Below are 19,627 nucleotides of genomic sequence, written 5' to 3' on the forward strand. Positions count from 1 at the left end.
ACCGACCCGGCGGCGACCGGTGGGATCGCTCGGGTCCACCTCTCACCGCTGCGCGGCGGCCATTGCTCGTGACGCGACCACCAGGCGGGGACCGGGTGGGGACCGGCCCGCGACCGTGGACGGTGGATGTCTGGTGTGTCCGCGGTACGACGGGACGGAAGGACCCGGCTGTTCAACGATCATGGGGTCGCTCGGGGCACGGTCCATATGGTGTAAAAACGCCCCCAGACCCATCCGCAAGATCTTGCCGGCTTTGCAAGCGCACTGCATCCACTGTCGCAAGTTCTGCCGCCTTCCGGCTAGGGTCGCAGCGTGAGAGCAATCCGCAGATTCACCGTGCGTACGGTTCTGCCCGCTCCGCTGGAGCCACTGGGTGAACTGGCGATGAACCTCCGCTGGTCCTGGCACGCGGAGACCCGCGACCTGTTCGAGTCGATCGATCCGGACACCTGGGCCTCGGTCGGCCGGGACCCCGTCCGCCTGCTCGGCACCGTGCCGAACGACAAACTCGGCGCCCTTGCCGACGACCGCCGCTTCCTCGCCCGATTGCGGGTGGCGGCCGAAGACCTGCACGAATACCTGACCGGACCTCGTTGGTACCAAACCCTGTCGGAGCCGGGCACAAGTCCGGATTCGCCGCCGGCGGCGATCGCGTACTTCTCGCCGGAGTACGGCATCACCGCGGCACTTCCGCAATACAGCGGCGGTTTGGGCATCCTCGCGGGCGACCACCTCAAGGCCGCCAGCGACCTGGGTGTGCCGATCGTCGGAGTCGGCCTGATGTACCGCCACGGGTACTTCCGGCAGTCGTTGTCCCGAGACGGCTGGCAGCAGGAGCGCTACCCGCTGCTGGACCCCAACGAGTTGCCACTGACCCTCCTTCGAGGTGCCGACGGTGCACCCGCACGGGTGGTCATCGGACTCCCGACGGGTGAGTTGCACGCGCGGATCTGGAAGGCCCAGGTCGGCCGGGTGCCACTGCTGCTGTTGGACTCGGACATCGAGGAGAACGAGCCCGCCGAACGCGAGGTGACCGACCGGTTGTACGGCGGCACGAGCGAACACCGCTTGCATCAGGAGATGCTCCTGGGCATCGGCGGGGTGCGGGCTTTGCGGGCTTTTTGCGAGATCACCGGTCATCCGGCGCCCGAGGTGTTCCACACCAACGAGGGCCACGCCGGGTTCCTGGGCATCGAGCGCATCCGCGAGTTCACCCAGAGCGAGGGGCTGGACTTCGACGCGGCCCTGGAAGCCGCCCGGGCGGGCACGGTGTTCACCACGCACACGCCCGTCCCGGCCGGCATCGACCGGTTCGGGCGCGACCAGATCCAGCGGCATTTCGGCGGCGACCTCGCTTGTCCGGGAGTTCCGGTGGACCGGGTCCTCGCGCTGGGTGCGGAGACCTACCCGGACGGCGATCCGGGCGTGTTCAACATGGCCGTGATGGGCCTGCGGCTCGCCCAACGGGCCAATGGCGTGAGCAAGTTGCACGGACGGGTCAGCCGGGGCATGTTCGACGGCCTGTGGCCGGGCTTCGACACCACCGAGGTACCGATTACCTCGATCACGAACGGCGTACACGCGCCCACGTGGGTGGATGCCGACGTGCTCGACCTGGCCGACCGCGAAGCGGGTGTCGAACTCGCCGAGGATCCCTCGGCCTGGGCGGCGATCGACCGGCTGTCGGCGGGCTCGGTGTGGGAGCTGCGCCGGGCGCTGCGCGCGAAGCTGGTCACCGAGGCCCGACTGCGGCTGCGCGCGTCCTGGAAGCAACGTGGTGCGGGCGACGCGGAATTGGGCTGGATCGAGAACGTGCTCGATCCGGACGTGCTGACCATCGGGTTCGCTCGACGGGTGCCGTCCTACAAGCGGCTCACCCTGATGCTGCGGGATCCGGCCAGGCTGCGCGGGATGTTGCTGCACCCGGAACGGCCGGTGCAGATCGTGATCGCGGGCAAGGCGCACCCGGCCGACGAGGGCGGCAAGCGGCTGATCCAGGAGTTGGTGCGGTTCGCCGACCGCGAGGACGTACGACACCGGATCGTGTTCCTGCCGGACTACGACATCGCGATGGCCCAGCACCTGTACCCCGGGTGCGACGTGTGGCTGAACAACCCGCTGCGTCCGCTGGAGGCGTGCGGTACCTCCGGGATGAAGGCCGCGCTGAACGGCTGCCTGAACCTGTCCATCCTGGACGGGTGGTGGGACGAGTGGTACGACGGTTCGAACGGGTGGGCGATTCCGACCGCCGACGGGATCACCGACGTCGACCGCCGGGACGACCTGGAGGCGGCGGCGCTGTACGACCTGATCGAGAACTCGGTCGCGGCCCGGTTCTACGACCGGGGGCCCGAGGGCCTGCCGACCCGATGGCTGGAAATGGTCCGGCACACGCTGGCCACGCTCGGTCCGAAGGTGCTCGCGGATCGCATGGTCAAGGACTACGTCGACGTGCTGTACGCACCGGCGGCGCTGTCCGGCCGGGCGATCACCGGGTCGGCCGCGCGGGAGCTGGCCGAGTGGAAGGCGCACGTGCGGCGGTCCTGGGCCGGCGTGCGGGTCGATCACGTGGAGTCGGGCGGGATAGGGGACGCGCCCGAGGTCGGCAACACGCTGAACCTGCGGGTCTTCGTCTCGCTGGGCGAACTCGCGCCCGCCGACGTCGAGGTCCAGGTCGTGCACGGCCGGGTCGACGACGCGGACCGGATCATCGAGGGCACGGTGGCCCCGCTCAAGGCGGGCCACCGGGACGAGCACGGTCGCCGGTTCTACGAGGGCACCCTCGCCCTGGACCGGACCGGCCCGTTCGGCTACACCGTCCGGGTGATGCCGACCCACCCGCTGCTCGCGAGTCCGGCCGAACTGGGCCTGATCGCGGTGCCTCCGGAGAGCGAGGGCTTCGCGGAGGGCATGCCGCTGCGCTGACGTGGTGACCGGATCGCCTGCGGGCCCCACCGTCCTTCGAGGCGGTGGGGCCCGAGGCGTCTCACCGGCGTGCCGGCCGAACGAGTCGCCGCCGCGCGTGGGTCGGGCCCTGGTGATCCGCCTCGCGGACGGCCGACCCCCGGGTACGGTTCCGCGCCGGGGCGGGTGATCCACCTCATACCGCCGGGTCGTAACGGCGAGGGTGGGAAATGTCGTCATCTCCTCTGGTAGCGCAGCGACTTAGGGAGATCCATGCCGACGACGGCAGCAGGGGCGACATCCGGTCCGGATGCACGGAGACCTCGCTCGCGACGACGGATACGCAGGGCCCTGCCGGCGCTCGCCGTGTGTGTCGCGCTCCTGGGTGCGGGAGCGTGCAGCGGGGGTGACGAGAAGAAGACCGGGAAGGACGACAAGGTCGAGCCGATCGCCGGGACCAAGGCACCCGGCGGCGACGGTGCGCCCAAGACCTCCCGGGCGGTGGTCACCATCGCCCCCGAGGACGGCGCGACCGGGGTGGCCACCGACGGCGCGTTGAAGGTGAGCGCCAGCGCCGGGAAGCTGACCCGGGTCACCGTGACCGGCTCCGAGGGCGGCAAGCCGGTCGAGGGCACGATCGCGCCGGACGGGGCCAGTTGGGTGCCTTCGTCGGCGTTGCAGACCGGCACCAAGTACGCGGTGTCCGCGACCGCGACCGATGCCGCCGGGCTGGTCTCGGCGCTGCAGTCCTCGTTCACCACGCTGACCCCGGCGAACACCAACTACGGCGTGTTCAACATCGACGCGAACGAAACGTACGGCGTCGGCATGATCGTGTCGCTGGAGTTCACCAAGCCGGTCAGGGACAAGGCGGTGGTGAACCGGGCGGTCACCGTCACCTCGGAGCCCGCGGTCGACGTCAAGGGTCACTGGTTCGGCAACCAGCGGCTGGACTTCCGCCCGGAGAAGTACTGGACGCCCGGCACCAAGGTGACCCTGCACCTGGACCTGGACGGCAAGCAGACCTCCCCGGGCGTCTACGGCAAGCAGAAGAAGGACGTCACCTTCACCGTCGGCCGCGCGCAGACCAGCGTCGCCGACAACACCGCGCACACGCTGACCGTCACCCGCGACGGCGCGGTGCTCAAGAAGCTGCCGGCCAGCCTGGGCGACCCGGAGAACACCACGTACAACGGCAAGATGACGATCATGTCCAAAGAGCCCACGGTGCACATGAACTCCCAGTCGGTGGGCCTGGCCAAGGGCGTGTACGACATTCCGGACGTTCCGCACGGCATGCGGCTCAGCGTCACCGGCACCTACGTGCACGGCAACTACTGGCGCGACCCGCCGCCGTTCGGCAAGGAGAACACCAGCCACGGCTGCGTCAGCCTGCAGGACGTCAAGGGCGGCGGCGACCCGAACACGGCCGCCGCGTGGTTCTACAAGGAGTCGCTGATCGGCGACGTGGTCGAGGTGATCCACTCGCCCGACAAGGTGATCGCCCCGGACAACGGCTGGAGCGGCTGGTCGATGGACTGGGCCGGCTGGACGGCGGCGAGCTGATCGATCCGACCGTTCGACCGCGCCGAATCCGCGTGGCGCGTACGCCCGAAGGGGGCGGTGCCGGGTCACCGGCTCCGCCCCCTTCGGGGTGTTCGTAGGGTTTTTGCCCCGGTCAGCCGTGCGGCTGGTCCGGGCCGTACTGCTGCCGGTACGGCTGCCCCGGGTAGGGCTGCTGCCCGGGGTAGGGCTGCTGAGCCTGGTACGGCTGCTGAGCCTGGTAGGGCTGCTGTCCCTGGTACGGCGCGGGCCCGTAGCCGCCGACCATCTGCGGCTCGGTCACGAGCGTGCGGTCCGCGTCCCGGTGGTCGTACGCCTCGGGCGTGCCCGCCCCGCCGTGCCCTTTGGCCTTGCCCCGGCGCGGCCACCACAGGCCCCGGCCCAGGATCGCGGCGATCGCGGGCACCAGCACGATGGAGAGCAGCATCGAGGAGAGCAGGATGCCGACGGCGGTGGCGAAGCCGATCTCGGCGGTGGCGGGGCTGGCCGCCAGGCTGGCGAAGGAGCCGGCCAGGACGAGACCGGCCGTGGCGATCGCGGGTGCGGTGTGCTCGACCGCCTTGGCCACGGCCTTGCGGGCCGGGATGGGCTTGTCCATCTCCTCCCGGAGCCGGTCGCTCATCAGGATGTTGTAGTCGGTGCCCAGCGCGACCACGAACAGGAACAGCACCAGCGGCAGGGTGAAGGAGACACCGGGTCGGTCGAGCATGTGCTGGAAGACCAGCGTGCCGGCGCCGAGGGTGGCCACGAAGCCCAGGCCGACCGCGAGCATCAGCACGAGCGGCGCCAGCAGCGAGCGCAGCAGCAGGAACAGGATCAACGCGATCAGGATCGCGGCGACCGGGAAGACCAGCTTGAGGTCCTTGTTCACCGCGGTCGACACGTCGGCGAAGATGGCCGCCGTTCCGGTGATGTGCGCCTCGGCGCCGTTCGGGGTGTTCTTCGCGATGGTGCCCCGGACCGGGCCGGTGATCAGGTCACGCGCCTTCTGGGTGTCGGCCTTCGCGGCCAGGAACACATCGATCCGAGCGGCCGAACCGTCCGGGTTGAGGACCGGAGCGGCAACCTGACCGACGCCCTCGACCTTGCCCAGTGCGCCGGTCAGCCCGGTGAGCGAGCGCTGGTCGAGCTTGCCGCCCGCCTTGGTCTGCACGTACACGGTGTGCGGGTCCGACACGCCCGCCGGCAGCGAGCGGGAGATCTCCTCGGCGGTCCGGGTCGCGTTGGTGGTGGGCTGACCATGCTGGTCGTAGCTCATCTTGACGCCGACCGCACCGGCGCCGAGCGCGCCCAGCAGGACCAGGCTGCCGACCAGGTAGCGCACCGGACGGGCGCTGACCTTCTCGCCCAGACGGGCGGCGAAGCCCGCCGGACGCTCCTTCTTCCACGCACGGGCCGGCCAGAACATCCCGCGACCGGTGACCGCGAGCAGTGCGGGCATCAGGGTCAGGCTGCCGAGCAGCGCCACCAGCACCGAGACGGCGATGGCCGGGCCGAGCACCTTGAACTGACCGAAGCTGGCGATGCCGAGCGTGGCGAACGCCGCCACGATGGTCAGGGCCGCGCAGGTGATCGCGTTGCCCACCCGACCCGCGGTGATCGCGGCGGCCTCGCGCTTGTCCATGTCCGGGTTGGCGCGCAACTCCTCACGGAAGCGGAACATCAGGAACAGGAAGTAGTCGATGCCGATGCCGAGCAGGACCACGGTGATCAGCGACGGCACGGACGGGTCGAGCTTGATGTCCAGGAGCTTCGCGCTGCCCGCCACCGCCCCGACGGCCACACCGCCGATGAGCGTCACCGCGAGCAGCGGCAGCAGGGCGGCCAGGACGCTGCGGAAGACCAACACGTTCAGCAGGACGATGAGACCCATCGTCAACATGCCGACGAGAGCCTCGGTGTCCTTCTCCTCGTCCAGGTTGTCGACCGTGTTCGCGATACCACCGGTGAATCCGACCCGGAATCCGGCGGCCTCGTAATCGGTCTTCGCCAGATCACGGGCATCCCGATAGACGTCCTGGAGACCGACGTCGTTCATATTGCCGCTCAGCGACAGCGAGACCAGTTGGAACGTCCCGTCCGGCGCGACCAACCCGACGGTGTAGCGCGGCGTCTGCGAGAAGTCCTTCGCGAACTGCTCCGGCTCCGCCTTGATCGGCTTCTTGGCCAGGGCGGCCGAGGTGTCGGCGATCTTCCGCTGGTCCGCCTGCCCGATCTTGGCGCCGTCCGCGCGGGCCACCAGCACGGTCACCAGGTTCGGGTCGGGCTTTTCGTCGAACTTCTTCTCGGCGATCTGCAGAGCCGCCGCCGAGTCGTATTTCTTCGGCAGGAAGTCGCCCGTCGAAGAATCGGTGACGCTGTTCATCAACGGTTGCCCGACGGCGGTCAGGGCGAGACCGAAAACCGCCCAGACGATGATGGTCATCCATCGATGACGAGTGGCGAACGCGGTTGTTCTACGGATCATTTTCCTTCTCCGCCGTCGGGTCGAAACGCGGGAGCTCGATACGGGAACTCCGGACTGACTCAAGGTCATCACGCGCGCCCCCCTGCGGACATCGACCGGGGGAACGGCTGCGGACCGGGACCTCGGTCCGGGAGTACCGCGCAACCAGGACTCCGGTCCGGGGCCGGGGATCGTCGCTGATGGGGTTCAGGAACAGGGGCGGAGAGGATGGAATGGGTCGAACAGCCGCGTGTCGCCGCGGGCCGCGTCCGCGACCGGGACGACGGTCGGTGTGCGCCGGCGCCGGGTGCCCGGGGGAGGCATCGGGCGGGCGGCGGGCAAACGAAGCGGGCCGGCCGCGGCCGAACGAACCGCACGACATCATGAAGGAGGCCTGCGGATGGGTGCCGACCATCGCTCGGCGGCCGGGGGCGGCGCGCCGGCCGTCATCGAGCCGGGCGCCGCGGCGCCGTCGGCCGTCGCCGGACGCCCGCCGGCCGCCCCGGGGCCGCCGGCCGACCTCCTGGGGATGGCCGAACGCCGGGTCCGGGCCTTCCCGTGGCGCCGCAGCGACCCGCTGATCGCGCTCGGCTGCGCCGCGGCCGACCTCGCCTCGTTCGCGTTGTCCGAACACGGCGGCGGGCCGCACCGATACGTGGTCGGCCTGCTGCTGCTCCTGGCGGGCGCCGCGTCGACGGCGGTACGCCGCCGGTATCCGGTGCACGTGCTCGGCGTGGTGGCCGCGCTCAGCCTGGTGGCGATCCTGATCGCCGCGCCGAGCGAGTACAACTTCGGCGTGTCACTCACCGTCGGGCTGTACTCGGTGGCCCGCTACCGCTCCCGGCGCGTGGTCGCCCTTACCGGGGTCGCCGTGCTGGCGAGTCAGGTGGTGTGCGGCGTCCGGATCGGATGGTCGCTGCCGATGGCGGTGCTCGCCGATCTGTCCGCGATCTGTGTGGCGAGCGCGGCCGGGATCGGGGTGCGCAGGTGGCAGGAGCAGGTGGAGCTGAACCGGCAGCTGCTGGCGGATCGGGCGGTGGCCGAGGAGCGTCGGCGGATCGCGCGCGAGATGCACGACATCGTGGCGCACCACATCACCACGATGTACCTGATGTCCGGCGGCGCGCGCTCCACCCTCGACCGCGATCCGGACACCGCCCGGGCCGCGCTGGTCACCCTGGAGTCGTCCGGCCGCACGGCGCTGCGCGAGATGCGCCAACTGCTCGGCGTCCTGCGCAGCTCGGACGTCGCCGAGGACGCGCCCTCGGAACCGCAGCCGGGGATCGACGAGATCGACCGGCTGATCACCGAGTCGCGCGCGGCCGGTCTGCCCGTCGAATTCGAGGAACTCGGCGAGCCGCGGGCGCTCCCGCCCGCGACCGCGCTCACCCTGTACCGGATCGCGCAGGAGGCGCTCACGAACGCGCGCAAGCACGCGGGCAACGCGCGTGCCTTCGTGCGCCTCGAATACGGCTCGGACCGGGTCACCGTGGAGATCTGCGACGACGGCGACGGCGGTGGGTCGGCGATGGTGGGCGGCGGGTACGGTCTCCTGGGTATGCGCGAGCGCGTCGCCGTGCACGGCGGCACGCTGGAGGCGGGCAGGCGACCCGAGGGCGGGTATCGCGTCGCCGCGCTCGTGCCGTTGCCGCCGATGGAGCCAGGAGAGGACCGGAACCGAGATGAGCGTGGACGCACCCCCGATCACCGTGCTGCTCGCGGATGATCAACCGCTCGTGCGTAGGGGCCTGGCCATGATCCTGCGCTCCGATCCCGGCATCGACGTGATCGGGGAGGTGGGCGACGGCGCGCAGGCCATCGAGGCGGCCCACCGACTGCGCCCGAACGTGATCCTGATGGACATCCGGATGCCCGTGCTCGACGGCGTCAAGGCCACCGCCCGGCTGACCGAGGAACTGCCCGAGTGCCGGGTGCTCGCGCTGAGCACGTTCGACATGGACGAGTACGTGGTCGGCGCGCTGCGCGCGGGCGCGATCGGCTTCCTGCCCAAGGACGTGTCCCCCGAGGAGTTGATCGCGGCGGTCTACACCGTGCACCTCGGCGAGGCGGCGGTCGCGCCGCGGCTGTTGACCCGGCTGATCGAATCCTTCGTCAAGGCGCCCTCGGCCCCGCAGCCCTCGACCACCGCCCTGCGCGACCTCACCCCGCGCGAGGTGGAGGTGCTCCGCCTGATCGCCGCGGGTCTGGACAACGCCGAGATCGCCCAGGCGATGAGCATCGGCGTGCAGACCGTCAAGAACCACGCCACGGGCCTGTTCGCCAAACTCGGCGTGCGCGACCGCGCCCAGGCGGTCGTCTTCGCCTACGAATCCGGCCTGGTCCAGGCGGGACGGACGCCGTAGGGCCCTGCGGGGCTGTGCGGCGCGGTCGTGCGGACAGCGGAGCCCGTGGGCCGCACCCCCGGGCTCCGCGGCCGTCGCAGGTCCGCGATCAGCGTCCCGTGAACTTGGGCTTCTCCTTGGCCACGAAGGCGCGCATGCCGGTGCCGCGGTCCTCGGTGGCGAACAGGGCGGTGAACTGGAGGCGTTCGATCTCCAGGCCGGTGTCCAGGTCGACGTCGAGGCCGCGGTCGATCGCCTCCTTGGCCGCGCGCAGCGCGTAGGCCGGGCCGTCGGCGAACCGGGCGGCCCACTTCACCGCCTCGGTGTACACGTCCTCGGCCGGAACGACCCGGTCGACCAGGCCGATGGCCAGGGCCTCGTCGGCGGCCACGAAGCGGCCGGTGAAGATCAGGTCCTTGGCCTTGGACGGGCCGATCAGGCGGGGGAGGCGCTGGGTGCCGCCCGCGCCGGGGATGATGCCCAGGGTGATTTCCGGTTGGCCGAGTTTCGCGGTGTCGGCGCAGACGCGGACGTCCGCGCACAGCGCGAGTTCGCAGCCGCCGCCGAGCGCGAAGCCGGTGATCGCGGCGACCACCGGCTTGGGGATTTCGGCGACCGCGGTGAAGGAGGACTGGAGGGCGGCACCCCGGTCGGCCATGTCGGTGTAGGACATGTCGGCCATCTCTTTGATGTCCGCGCCCGCCGCGAAGACCTTCTCGCCACCGTAGAGGACGACCGCGCGCACGTCGGCGCGTTCGCCCGCCTCCTGCGCCGTCGCCCGCAGCTCCTCCTGGAGTTGCCGGTTCAGCGCGTTCATCGGCGGCCGGCTCAGCCGGATCGTGCCGACGCCGTCGGCCACTTCCAGATTGACGAATTCGCCCATGACGCTCTCCTTTGGTCAGCCCTGATGTGCTCTGATCCGACCTTAGGCGCCGGCCCCCCACGCAGCCGCGAGCGGGGCCGTCGGCGGGTGCGCCTCGACCCCGTCTCGACCCCGTCGGCGCGGCCGCCCGAGCGCGGCCTCCGGCCCTCAGTGCGTCGGCGTCGTGGTCGTCGGCGCGCCGCTGCCCGGCGTGCTGCTCGCGATCCACTTGTCCCAGGGCAGGTTCCAGTCGGCGAAGCCGTTGTCCGGGTCCACGGTGCGCTCGTCGGAACCGGAGATGTCCACGACGTCGCCCGGGATCACCCGGTCGTACAGCCACTTGGCGTTCTCCTTCGTCATCGAGACGCAGCCGTGGCTGGTGTTCTCGCTGCCGAAGACACTCGGGTCGGCCCAGTAGTTGCCGTGCACGAAGGTGCCCGACGTGGTGACGCGCATCGCGAACGGGACGTCGTCGATGTCGTATTCGCTGCCCAGGCCCACGGTCTGCGAGTTCATCCGGGTCTTCTCGAACTTCTCGGTGATCGCCATCTTCCCGTTCCACGTGCTGTACTTCGGCGACTTGCCGGCCGTGATCGGGATGGTCTTGATCAACTGGTCGTTCTCGTACACCTTCATGGTGTGCGCCTTCACGTCCACCATGGCGATCCGCTTGGTGGCGGCCACCTTGAAGCTGTAGCTCTTGAACTGGTTGGCGATCGCGCCGTTGCCGACGTCGACCCCGCGCAGGTTGAGGTTGACCTTCACGCTCGTGCCGGGCGCCCAGTAGTCCTTCGGTCGGTAGTCCACCCGGGTGTTGTCGAACCAGTGCCAGGCGCCCTCGACCTTGGGCTCGACGTCGACGGACAGCGCCTTCTCCACGGCGGCGCGATTGCGGACCGGGTAGTCGAAGGTCAGCGACACCGGGTAGCCGACGCCGACGGTGGCGCCGTCCTCGGGGCTGAACCTCGCGGTGACCTTCTTGTCGCCGGACAACGTGCCGAACGTCGCGCGGGCGGTGGTGGGCGTGTTGTCGGCGTTGGTCGCGGTCGCGGTGACCGTGTACTTGCCGCCGAGGGTGAAGGCGACCTTGGGCTTCCAGGTCTTGCCGTCGGGGTCGAGTGCGCCGTCGACCGGTTCGTTCTGCGCGTTGACGACCTTGACCTCGCCGAGCCTGCCCCCGTTGACCGCGATCGTGATCGGCGCCTGCGGGTCGATCGCGGTCGCGCCGTCCGCCGGGGTCAGCGTGATCGCGGCCGGATCCGCGCCCTTCTTCCCGTCGCCCTTGGTCGTCGAGGTGTTCCCGCCCTCGGGCTTCCTGCCGTCGTCCTTGCCGTCGTCGGAGCTACAGCCCGACACGAGCAGGAGCGCGCCGAGCATCAGTGCGGGCACCACGCGCCATCGAGCCGGTGACCACTTCGACGAGAGCGCCTTCGATCCTGCTGACATGTACGGGTAGTCCCTTCATCCGGAGCCGAGTCGTGACCCGGCCTGGGCCGAAAGCCACATCTCCCAACCCATGTGACGAATCGAACATCCAACGCGGTTCCGAAGTCCCGGTCCCTCGCGGGCAAATGCGGCCATCCCCGCCATCCTCTCGGACAACGGGCGGCCGGTGGACCGCGATTGCGCCGCGTCGACGCGCCTCACTCGGCCCGCCGATCGGCCTCCACCAGCTCGTGGACCAGCGCCGGATCCGGGTATCCCGGCCGATCGGAACCGCCGGCCGGCAACTGACGGATGATCAATTCGTACTCCCGTTCGCCCTCTTGGGCCAAAGGAAGGGTCGTCGGCTGTGGCAGGACCGTGACGATCCGCTGGAGATCCGTACCCTCCGCGGCCTCCAGCAACCACTCCCAGGTGTCACCCGGCGAACCGTCCCCGCCCTCGCCGCGATCGAGGTGCAGCACGGTGTGCGCGCCCTCCAGCACCGCGCCCAGTCGCCCCGGGTCGCACAGGTCGCTCACCGCGACCCGGATGCCGGCCGCACGCAGCGCGCCGACCGCGCCGCGGTCGCGGACGGTGGCCCGCACCTCTCCGTCCGAGGCCGCGAGTTCGAGCGCGACGGCGCGACCGAGAGGTTGGTCGGCTCCGGTGACTACGACGGGCATACCGGCAACCTTACTTAAACCCGGCATTCGTGAAGCTCGCGTGAAGACGGGAGCACGCGCCCCCCGGTGCGGTCCCACGGAGTGAACCGACGTGCATTTCCGCGCTCGGCCGGTAGGGAACGACGCCATGGTTACTTACCGTTCATCGACAAAGCCATGAAATCCGGCCACAATGGCCGAAACTCTAGGCCGAATCGGCGGAAATCCCGCCTTTGCCGCAACCCTCCGTGTCGGCGCTCGTTGGGGGTTGGGGGGCTCCCATGTCACTCTCCCGAGCGAAGCCGGGCCATGTGACTGGATTTGTTGTCACTGTTTGCGACAGCTTGGTCACACGAAGTCGCTTCGGAGGTCGGATCGTTCGCCCCCCGCAGCGGCCCGTGCACCTGATGGGATGCCCCGGGCCCAGCCCGGATCCGCGACACACGGAGGATCCACATGAACCGCAAGCTCGGCACTCTCGCCGTCGCCCCGCTCGCCGCCGGCCTGCTCTTCCTGGGCGCCGGCGCCGCCTGCGCCGACGGTGGCAACGGCACCGTCGGCGACAACGGCTCGAACGCGTCGACCACGACCTCCACCACCACCAACAGTGGCAGCGGGAACGTGCTCGGCGGCGTGGACGGGAACTACAACGCGACCCAGCAGAGTGCGACCGGCGCCGGGGCCTCGAACCAGAACAACACCGCGGGCGTCAACGGCAACTCGGGCGTCGTGGTGATCGATCAGGGCAATGCCAACATCGCCGAGACCTCCACGGCGATCCACCACTGGCACCCCTGGTTCTGAGCAGACCCGATCGGCCGCACCGACCCGGCCGATCGTCACTCCGCTGCGGCGGCATCCCTCGGGGGATGCCGCCGCAGCGGCGTACCGGGACGGGCTCTCGTCCGGGTGATCCGGGCGCGGGCGTGTAGGCGTGGGCGCCCGGCGGGAACATCCTGGGGACCGGGATGGGAGGCGGGCCGTGACGCTCGAATGGGAATCGACGGACCCCGAGGTCGATGCGGGTGGCGTGCTCGGCGGATACGCCACGCCCAACGGCCGGGTGCCGCCGCCCTGGCCGGGTCGCCGGCTGCCGCTCGGTGCGCGCTTCGACGGCGCGGGCACCAACTTCGCGCTGTGGGCCGGCGACGCGGAGGCGGTGGACCTGTGCCTGTTCGAGGACGGACCGGACGGGACGCTGCGCGAGAGCCGGCTGCCGCTGCGCGAGCAGACGTTCCGGGTATGGCACGGCTACGTGCCCGGCGTGCGCCCCGGACAGCGGTACGGCTACCGCGTGCACGGGCGCTGGGAGCCGGGTCGGGGTGCCCGCTGGAACCCGGCCAAGCTGCTCCTGGACCCCTACGCGCGAGCCGTGGACGGCGATTTCGTACTGCACGACGCGGTGTTCGGACACGTGCGCGGCCGGGACGACACGGTGCGCGACGATCGCGACTCGGCCGCCTACGTCCCCAAGTCGGTGGTCGTGGCGGACGACAGCGACTGGTCGCAGGACCGGCGGCCGAAGATCCCGTGGGCCGAGAGTGTCATCTACGAACTGCACGTCAAGGGCTTCACCGCACGCCACCCGCGCATCCCGGACCACCTGCGCGGCACTTACGCGGGCCTGGCCCACCCGGCCGCGATCGACCACCTGGTCCGACTCGGGGTGACCGCGGTCGAGTTGTTGCCGGTGCATCAGTTCGTGTCCGAGGAACACCTGTTGCGCGGCGGGCGGACCAACCACTGGGGCTACAACACGGTGGGCTTCTTCGCGCCGCACGCCGGCTACAGTTCGGCGGGCGGACGCGGCGGTCAGGTGCACGAGTTCCGGGACATGGTGCACGCGCTGCACGCGGCCGGACTCGAAGTGATCCTGGACGTGGTCTACAACCACACCGGCGAGGGCGGACCGGCCGGGCCCACGCTGTGCTTTCGAGGCATCGACAACGGCGGCTACTACCGGTTGGCCGACGGGGGCCGGCACTACACCGACTACACCGGCTGCGGGAACACGCTCGACGTGGTGCGGCCGCACGTACTGCAACTGATCACCGACTCGCTGCGCTACTGGGTGATCGAGATGGGTGTGGACGGCTTCCGGTTCGACCTGGCGGCGGCCCTGGCCCGGTCGACGCACGACGTGGACATGCTGTCCTCGTTCCTGACCGTGATCGCCCAGGACCCGGTGTTGTCCCGGGTCAAGCTGATCGCCGAGCCGTGGGACCTGGGCGCCGGCGGCTATCAGGTGGGCGCGTTTCCGCCGCTGTGGACGGAGTGGAACGACCAGTATCGGGACGCGGTCCGCGACTTCTGGCGAGGCGCCCACCCGGACGTGCGCGGGTTGGCCTACCGGCTGTCCGGCTCGTCCGACCTGTACCAGCGCGACGGGCGCAACCCGTACGCCTCGATCAACTTCGTCACCGCGCACGACGGCTTCACGATGCGCGACCTGGTCACCTACGAGCGCAAGCGCAACGAGGCGAACGGCGAGGACAACCGGGACGGCACCGACAACAACCGGTCGTGGAACCACGGCTACGAGGGCGAGACGTCGGACCCGAACGTGGTCTCGCTGCGCAGGCGGCAGATCCGCAATCTGATGACCACCCTGCTGCTGTCCACGGGTGTCCCGATGATCACCTCCGGCGACGAGATGGGCCGCACCCAGGCGGGCAACAACAACGCCTACTGCCAGGACAACGAGTTGTCCTGGCTGGACTGGTCGGCGCTGGACTCGCCGCAGTGGCGGCCGCTGCTCGATCTGACCGCCCGACTGATCCGGCTGCGCCGGGCGCATCCGGTGTTGTGCCGGCGGGCGTTCTACTCGGGTCGCCCGGTGGCGCCGGACGGGTTGCGCGATCTGGCCTGGTTCACGCCCGGCGGGCGCGAGATGACCCGCAAGGACTGGTTCGCGCCGACGGCGACGCTGGGGATGTACCTGTCCGGCCTGGACATCGACCGCCGGGGCCCGCACGGCGAACGCATCCTGGACGACAGCTTCCTGTTCATCCTGCACGCGTCCTCGCAGCCGATGCGCTTCACCCTGCCGGACGAGCCGTGGGCGCACAGTTACGAGGTGGTCCTGGACACGGCGCTGGAGGGCGACCCGATGGCGCGCTACAGCGAGCCGGTCGCGGGCGGCAGCGGGCTGCGGCTGGCCGGGCGCTCGGCGATGTTGTTGCGGGTCGAGCACGCGGTGTGGGCGCCCACGTAGCGGCGGTGCCCGGTGCGGGCGCCGCCCGGGGATGGCGGAAGCGGTGTCGAGACGGCCGAGTGCGGACGTCCGATGGGCCGGGGGCGATCGTCGACATCGCCGGATGCGGGCAGCGACATCCTCCGCCGTACGCTCACGTAGGGTGGAGACACTCGCCCCCCGGCAGCCGCCCGTCCGGCATCCGCTCGCCCGGCATCTCCTCGAAGCGAAGGACCGCGCACCATGACGTCCCCGACGCCGATCCTGGTCACCGCCCCGAACTTTCGTGACGCGGGTGGGCATGCCACCGCGGACGGTCGCAAGGTGCGCACGGGTCTCGTGTACCGCTCCGACGGCCTGGGCGAGGTGGATGCCACGGACGCCGCGACGCTGCTGCGACTGGGCATCGGTCTGGTGATCGACCTGCGCTCGGACACCGAGCGCGACCGCGAGCCGGACCGGGTGCCGGACGGCGCCGAGCTGTTGATCGCGGACGTGATGGGGCGCCAGAACGACGAGCTGTTCGGCGAGGTGTTCGCCGACCCGGACCGCGCGGGCGAACTGCTCGGCGGCACCGCCGGGCGCGACCTGATGTGCGAGGTGTACCGGCGCTTCGTGACCACCGAGGGCGCCCGGACCGCCAACCGCGACGTGTTCGCGCGGATGGCGGCCGTGGACGCGCCGACGGTGTTCCACTGCTCGCAGGGCAAGGACCGGACCGGGTGGACCTCGGCGGTGCTGCTCACCCTGCTCGGGGTGCCGCGTGCGACCGTCGTCGAGGACTATCTGGCCAGCGCGAAGCACCTCGCGGAAAAGAACGCGGAGATTCTCCGGCACATCGCCGAGCGCGGCTTCGACCCCGCCCACCTCGAGCCGGTCTTCGACGTGCACGAGGACTACCTGAACACGGCGTTCGACACGGCGGAGGAACGGTACGGGTCGGTCGAGGGCTACGTGCGGGACGGGCTGGGGCTGACCGACGCGCAGGTCGCGCGGTTGCGGGAGCGGTTGTTGACGCAGTAGCAGCAGGTGTCGACGGGCCGGCGGTGGACCGTGTCCCGCCCGCCGGGGGTGGGCCGGACCGCCCATCCCCGGCGGCACACGGGGTCAGCCGCGCGGCGGGCCCCACGGCGGCGGGGGCCGGTGGTACCCGGAGTGCGGCTGCTGCCAGGCCGGGTGTTGTTGCGGGTTGGACGCCTGGTGCGGCGGGGCGGGCGGGAACGGCCCCGGCGGGAAGAACCCCTGCGGCTGTGCGGGCTGCGGCTGCCACGGGTTGGCCTGGTTCGGGAACAGCGGCATCGGCGGCGGGACCGGCGCCGGCCGGCGGGTCGGGTGCGGTCCGCCGCGGAAGGTGACGCCGTAGCGGCTGCGTACCCGGCGGATCTCCCACAGCGACATCAGCGTGATGGTGATCGGGCCGCCGAGGGTGCCGACCAGCCGTACGCCGGTCGGCAGCGCACCCTTGCCGCCGTCGTCACCCAGGTCGACCAGCGCGCCACACCACGAGAGCCAGGGCGCGATCACCGCGGGCAGCAGCGGGTGTCCGTCGACCGCGCGGAACAGGTGCTGGGGGATCGCCCGGACCGCGAGGAACCAGAAGCGCAGCACCCACAGCGACACGATCAGACCGAGCAGCGTGATGAAGAACGAGCCCACGTCGGCGCCCGCGTTGACCTTTCGGGATCCGTACGCCAGCGAGGTCAGGCCGCCGAGCGTGGCCACCGAGACGATCACGAACAGGCCGAGCGAACGCAGCGGCAACATCAGGCTCTTGCGCGTCTCGGTCCGCACGTCCGAGCGGGTCAGGACGACGATGATGCCCACCGCGATCGGGCACGCGATGATCGCCACGAAGACGGACGCGACGAAGCTTGTCATCCAGCCCTGCGCGGCGTCCTCGCCGCCGCCGTAGGTGACCGCGATCCAGACCAGCACACCGAGGCCGAGCCAGGACCGGATCGCGCGTACCCGCTCCAGGGTCACATCGCGCCCGATCAGCCGATAGTCGGGCACGAAGTACCGCTCGGCGACTCGCTTCGGCAGCGGAATCCAGCCGAAGGCGAACATCGCCTTGCGATCGGTTCCGGCGGCTCCGGGCGGATGGAAGGACTGCGTCACAAGTACGCCTTTCTCGACGACGCGCCCCCGTGCAGGCGCCGACTCGCCCCGATGTTAGGGGGTGTCGGCGGGGGCTTCCTCGCCCCCTCCGGCGCGCAACGCGGCGCGCAACGCGTCCGCGATCGGCCGGATTTCGCTCAGCGAACCGTCCGCCACGGCCATGATCAGGTCGAACGTCGCGTCCTCGTCCAGGAGTTCGACGTCGATCCCGTTGTATTCGAGAAAGACCACGGCGGCCACCAGGCCGGTCCGCTTGTTGCCGTCCAGGAACGGGTGATTGGCCACGATCGAGTGCAACAGCGCGGCGGCCTTGGCCCAGGGGTCGGGATAGGCGTCGACGCCGAACGCGGACGCGCCGGGGCGGGCCACGCCGGACTCGATCAGCGCGTGGTCACGGATCCCGGGGTTCCCGGTGGTCTCCTCGGCGACGGCGATCGCGTCGGCGGCGGTGAGCAGGTACACGTCGCTCACGCCTCCTTCAACCGCCGCAACAGCTCGGGATGCCGCTCGGCAAACCTCCGCGCCAACTCCCGGACCCGCACCGCGGCTTCCTGCTGCACATCGGCTTCCCGCCGGGCATCCTCGGACATGCGCAAACCCTACGACCCCCGCCCCCACCCCGCCCGCGCATTTCCCGGAGCGCGACGACGCGGGCCCGGAACCTCCGCGGACGACCGGTCGCCGCCCGTTGCCTGCTCTACTTCCTCGACCAGTCGTGCCGGGGGAGTTCGGCGCGGCCCTGGGGGGTGTCGGCGTTGGCGCGGAGGAGGATCGCGGTGGGGGAGACGCCCTTGGGGAGGTCGAACCACAGGTCCTCGACCAGGGTGTCGGAGGCGCCGAGGGTGAACTCGCGGAGCTGGCGCTTGATCTCCATCGATTCCAGGTCCATGCCGAGTCGGCTGTCGTCCGGCAGGACCAGGCGCTGCTCCAGGTTGGCGATGTGCACCGTGGCCAGCGAGGTGTTGGCGATGGAGACCTTGACCCGGCACAGGCGGCCCTGGGCGAAGTGCTCGGCGTGGGTGCCGGTGATCCATTCGATCCCGCAGGTGAGGCCCTGCACGGTGAACGTGGCCGGTCCGCTGAGCACGGCCGGGGCCTTGACCGGTATTTCCCACTCGCGCATGGTCATCTTCAGCGGCTTGTCCTTCTCCGGCCAGTACAGCGCCGCCGCGCCCGCGGCAAGGCCCGCGCCGATCAGCAGCCCGAGTGCGAACCCGATCGCGATCCACTGCCGAATCCGCCGCCGGCACCGGAGATGCCCGACCACCTCGCCCCGTAACTCCTCGACCTTCCGTCCCACCACACCCATGCGCCGCCCCCGTGTCCGGACCCCGAAGCCCGCATCGTATGGGCGCGCTCCCACCGCCGGCGAGAGCTTCCGGGACGCGCGGTTGCCGGGGCCGGCTCACCCGTTCGGGGGGTGGCCGTGATCGATCAGGGCCGCCGCCGCGCGGGCGATGGCGGCGTCGAGCGGGGCGAGCGGGGTGGGGATGGGGTTCTCGGTGGGTGGGACGAACCAGACCAGGGGCCCGGCCTCGCCGCGGGGCGGGGGAAAGGTGACCCATGCGCCGCGGCCGTGCCGACTGGGGCCGCGGAGGTCGCGGAGGCGGGTGCGGGCCGGGGAGGTGACCGGGACCAGGAAGCCCATCTTGGCGCAACGCCGGTCGTGGATCACCGGCCCGACCCGAACTCCCGCGGCACGCAGGTGCTCGACCACCTCGCGGCCCAACCGCGCGTCGACCTCGATCACGTCGAAGGTCTGGCCGGCGGCGACCAGGCGCGGAGCGTAGGGATTGCCGATCGAGTCACTCATGGGACGGTACCTTCGCCAATCGGGTCGAACCGGGCCCCCGCAGGCTCCATCCCAGCCTGCCGAACCCGACTGCGTGGGCCACATCGACAAGTTGATGCATTTCCGTCACCTGTTCGGCCTACGGCAACGGCAGTCCGACCCCGACCCGACCCGCGGGAGCCCGGCCGAGGGGGTCGGCCCGAGCGCGGAACGGCCGCGGGGGCGGGGGGGGGTATAGGCCCCCCCGCCCCCCCGGCCGACGGGGGGCAGTGGTTGACCGCGGTGGGGTAGGTAGGTGGGGTCACAGGCGCGGGTTGTTA

The 19,627-nt window shown here is 70.7% G+C and carries 16 protein-coding genes; 7 read left to right on the forward strand and 9 right to left on the reverse strand.

Annotated elements, in window-relative coordinates:
* Positions 1 to 312 precede the first annotated feature (312 nt).
* Complete coding sequence (gene glgP, locus ACIBM5_RS12800) at positions 313 to 2,925, forward strand: alpha-glucan family phosphorylase (protein ID WP_396006878.1); 2,613 nt, start codon at positions 313 to 315, stop codon at positions 2,923 to 2,925.
* A 345-nt stretch (positions 2,926 to 3,270) separates the two neighbouring features.
* On the forward strand, positions 3,271 to 4,470 hold the full coding sequence (locus tag ACIBM5_RS12805) for an Ig-like domain-containing protein (protein WP_396006879.1): 1,200 nt from the start codon (positions 3,271 to 3,273) through the stop codon (positions 4,468 to 4,470).
* Positions 4,471 to 4,582: 112 nt separating this feature from the next.
* On the opposite strand, the gene ACIBM5_RS12810 is transcribed toward ACIBM5_RS12805, so the two are convergent.
* The gene (locus ACIBM5_RS12810) at positions 4,583 to 6,892 is read right to left on the reverse strand and encodes an MMPL family transporter (RefSeq protein WP_396006880.1); all 2,310 of its coding nucleotides are present in this window, start codon (positions 6,890 to 6,892) and stop codon (positions 4,583 to 4,585) included.
* Between the two features lie 421 nt (positions 6,893 to 7,313).
* Here ACIBM5_RS12810 and ACIBM5_RS12815 point away from each other — a divergent pair, with 421 nt between their 5' ends.
* The gene (locus tag ACIBM5_RS12815; protein ID WP_396006882.1) at positions 7,314 to 8,639 is read left to right on the forward strand and encodes a sensor histidine kinase; all 1,326 of its coding nucleotides are present in this window, start codon (positions 7,314 to 7,316) and stop codon (positions 8,637 to 8,639) included.
* The gene (locus tag ACIBM5_RS12820; protein WP_391581287.1) at positions 8,596 to 9,276 is read left to right on the forward strand and encodes a response regulator; all 681 of its coding nucleotides are present in this window, start codon (positions 8,596 to 8,598) and stop codon (positions 9,274 to 9,276) included. The genes ACIBM5_RS12815 and ACIBM5_RS12820 overlap by 44 nt, the downstream gene beginning before the upstream one ends.
* A gap of 88 nt (positions 9,277 to 9,364) precedes the next feature.
* On the opposite strand, the gene ACIBM5_RS12825 is transcribed toward ACIBM5_RS12820, so the two are convergent.
* The 3 genes from ACIBM5_RS12825 to ACIBM5_RS12835 all read right to left on the reverse strand — a co-directional run bounded on the left by ACIBM5_RS12825 (position 9,365) and on the right by ACIBM5_RS12835 (position 12,225).
* On the reverse strand, positions 9,365 to 10,138 hold the full coding sequence (locus ACIBM5_RS12825) for an enoyl-CoA hydratase/isomerase family protein (RefSeq protein WP_391581289.1): 774 nt from the start codon (positions 10,136 to 10,138) through the stop codon (positions 9,365 to 9,367).
* Between the two features lie 147 nt (positions 10,139 to 10,285).
* Positions 10,286 to 11,563 (reverse strand): Ig-like domain-containing protein, encoded by a 1,278-nt coding sequence (locus ACIBM5_RS12830; RefSeq protein WP_396006883.1) that lies wholly within the window; start codon positions 11,561 to 11,563, stop codon positions 10,286 to 10,288.
* Between the two features lie 197 nt (positions 11,564 to 11,760).
* Positions 11,761 to 12,225: an NAD(P)H-binding protein gene (locus ACIBM5_RS12835; RefSeq protein ID WP_396006884.1), complete on the reverse strand. Its 465-nt coding sequence runs from the start codon at positions 12,223 to 12,225 to the stop codon at positions 11,761 to 11,763.
* 435 nt (positions 12,226 to 12,660) lie between these two features.
* Here ACIBM5_RS12835 and ACIBM5_RS12840 point away from each other — a divergent pair, with 435 nt between their 5' ends.
* The 3 genes from ACIBM5_RS12840 to ACIBM5_RS12850 all read left to right on the forward strand — a co-directional run bounded on the left by ACIBM5_RS12840 (position 12,661) and on the right by ACIBM5_RS12850 (position 16,420).
* Positions 12,661 to 13,008, forward strand: a complete 348-nt coding sequence (locus ACIBM5_RS12840; protein WP_391581292.1) for a hypothetical protein — start codon at positions 12,661 to 12,663, stop codon at positions 13,006 to 13,008.
* A gap of 178 nt (positions 13,009 to 13,186) precedes the next feature.
* Positions 13,187 to 15,418, forward strand: a complete 2,232-nt coding sequence (gene glgX, locus ACIBM5_RS12845) for a glycogen debranching protein GlgX (protein WP_396006885.1) — start codon at positions 13,187 to 13,189, stop codon at positions 15,416 to 15,418.
* 222 nt (positions 15,419 to 15,640) lie between these two features.
* Complete coding sequence (locus ACIBM5_RS12850; protein WP_396006886.1) at positions 15,641 to 16,420, forward strand: tyrosine-protein phosphatase; 780 nt, start codon at positions 15,641 to 15,643, stop codon at positions 16,418 to 16,420.
* A gap of 84 nt (positions 16,421 to 16,504) precedes the next feature.
* Here ACIBM5_RS12850 and ACIBM5_RS12855 read toward each other — a convergent pair whose 3' ends face one another.
* The 5 genes from ACIBM5_RS12855 to ACIBM5_RS12875 form a co-directional block, all read right to left on the reverse strand.
* On the reverse strand, positions 16,505 to 17,515 hold the full coding sequence (locus tag ACIBM5_RS12855; protein WP_396006887.1) for a hypothetical protein: 1,011 nt from the start codon (positions 17,513 to 17,515) through the stop codon (positions 16,505 to 16,507).
* A gap of 54 nt (positions 17,516 to 17,569) precedes the next feature.
* Positions 17,570 to 17,986: a type II toxin-antitoxin system death-on-curing family toxin gene (locus ACIBM5_RS12860; RefSeq protein WP_396006888.1), complete on the reverse strand. Its 417-nt coding sequence runs from the start codon at positions 17,984 to 17,986 to the stop codon at positions 17,570 to 17,572.
* Complete coding sequence (locus ACIBM5_RS12865) at positions 17,983 to 18,105, reverse strand: hypothetical protein (RefSeq protein ID WP_396006889.1); 123 nt, start codon at positions 18,103 to 18,105, stop codon at positions 17,983 to 17,985. The genes ACIBM5_RS12860 and ACIBM5_RS12865 overlap by 4 nt, the downstream gene beginning before the upstream one ends.
* A gap of 107 nt (positions 18,106 to 18,212) precedes the next feature.
* Positions 18,213 to 18,824 (reverse strand): hypothetical protein, encoded by a 612-nt coding sequence (locus ACIBM5_RS12870; protein ID WP_396006890.1) that lies wholly within the window; start codon positions 18,822 to 18,824, stop codon positions 18,213 to 18,215.
* Positions 18,825 to 18,920: 96 nt separating this feature from the next.
* A complete protein-coding gene (locus ACIBM5_RS12875) occupies positions 18,921 to 19,328 on the reverse strand; it encodes a hypothetical protein (RefSeq protein ID WP_396006891.1) in 408 nt (135 codons plus the stop codon).
* Between the last annotated feature and the right edge of the window lie 299 nt (positions 19,329 to 19,627).

Source organism: Embleya sp. NPDC050493, assembly GCF_044458105.1.
Lineage (GTDB): Bacteria > Actinomycetota > Actinomycetes > Streptomycetales > Streptomycetaceae > Embleya.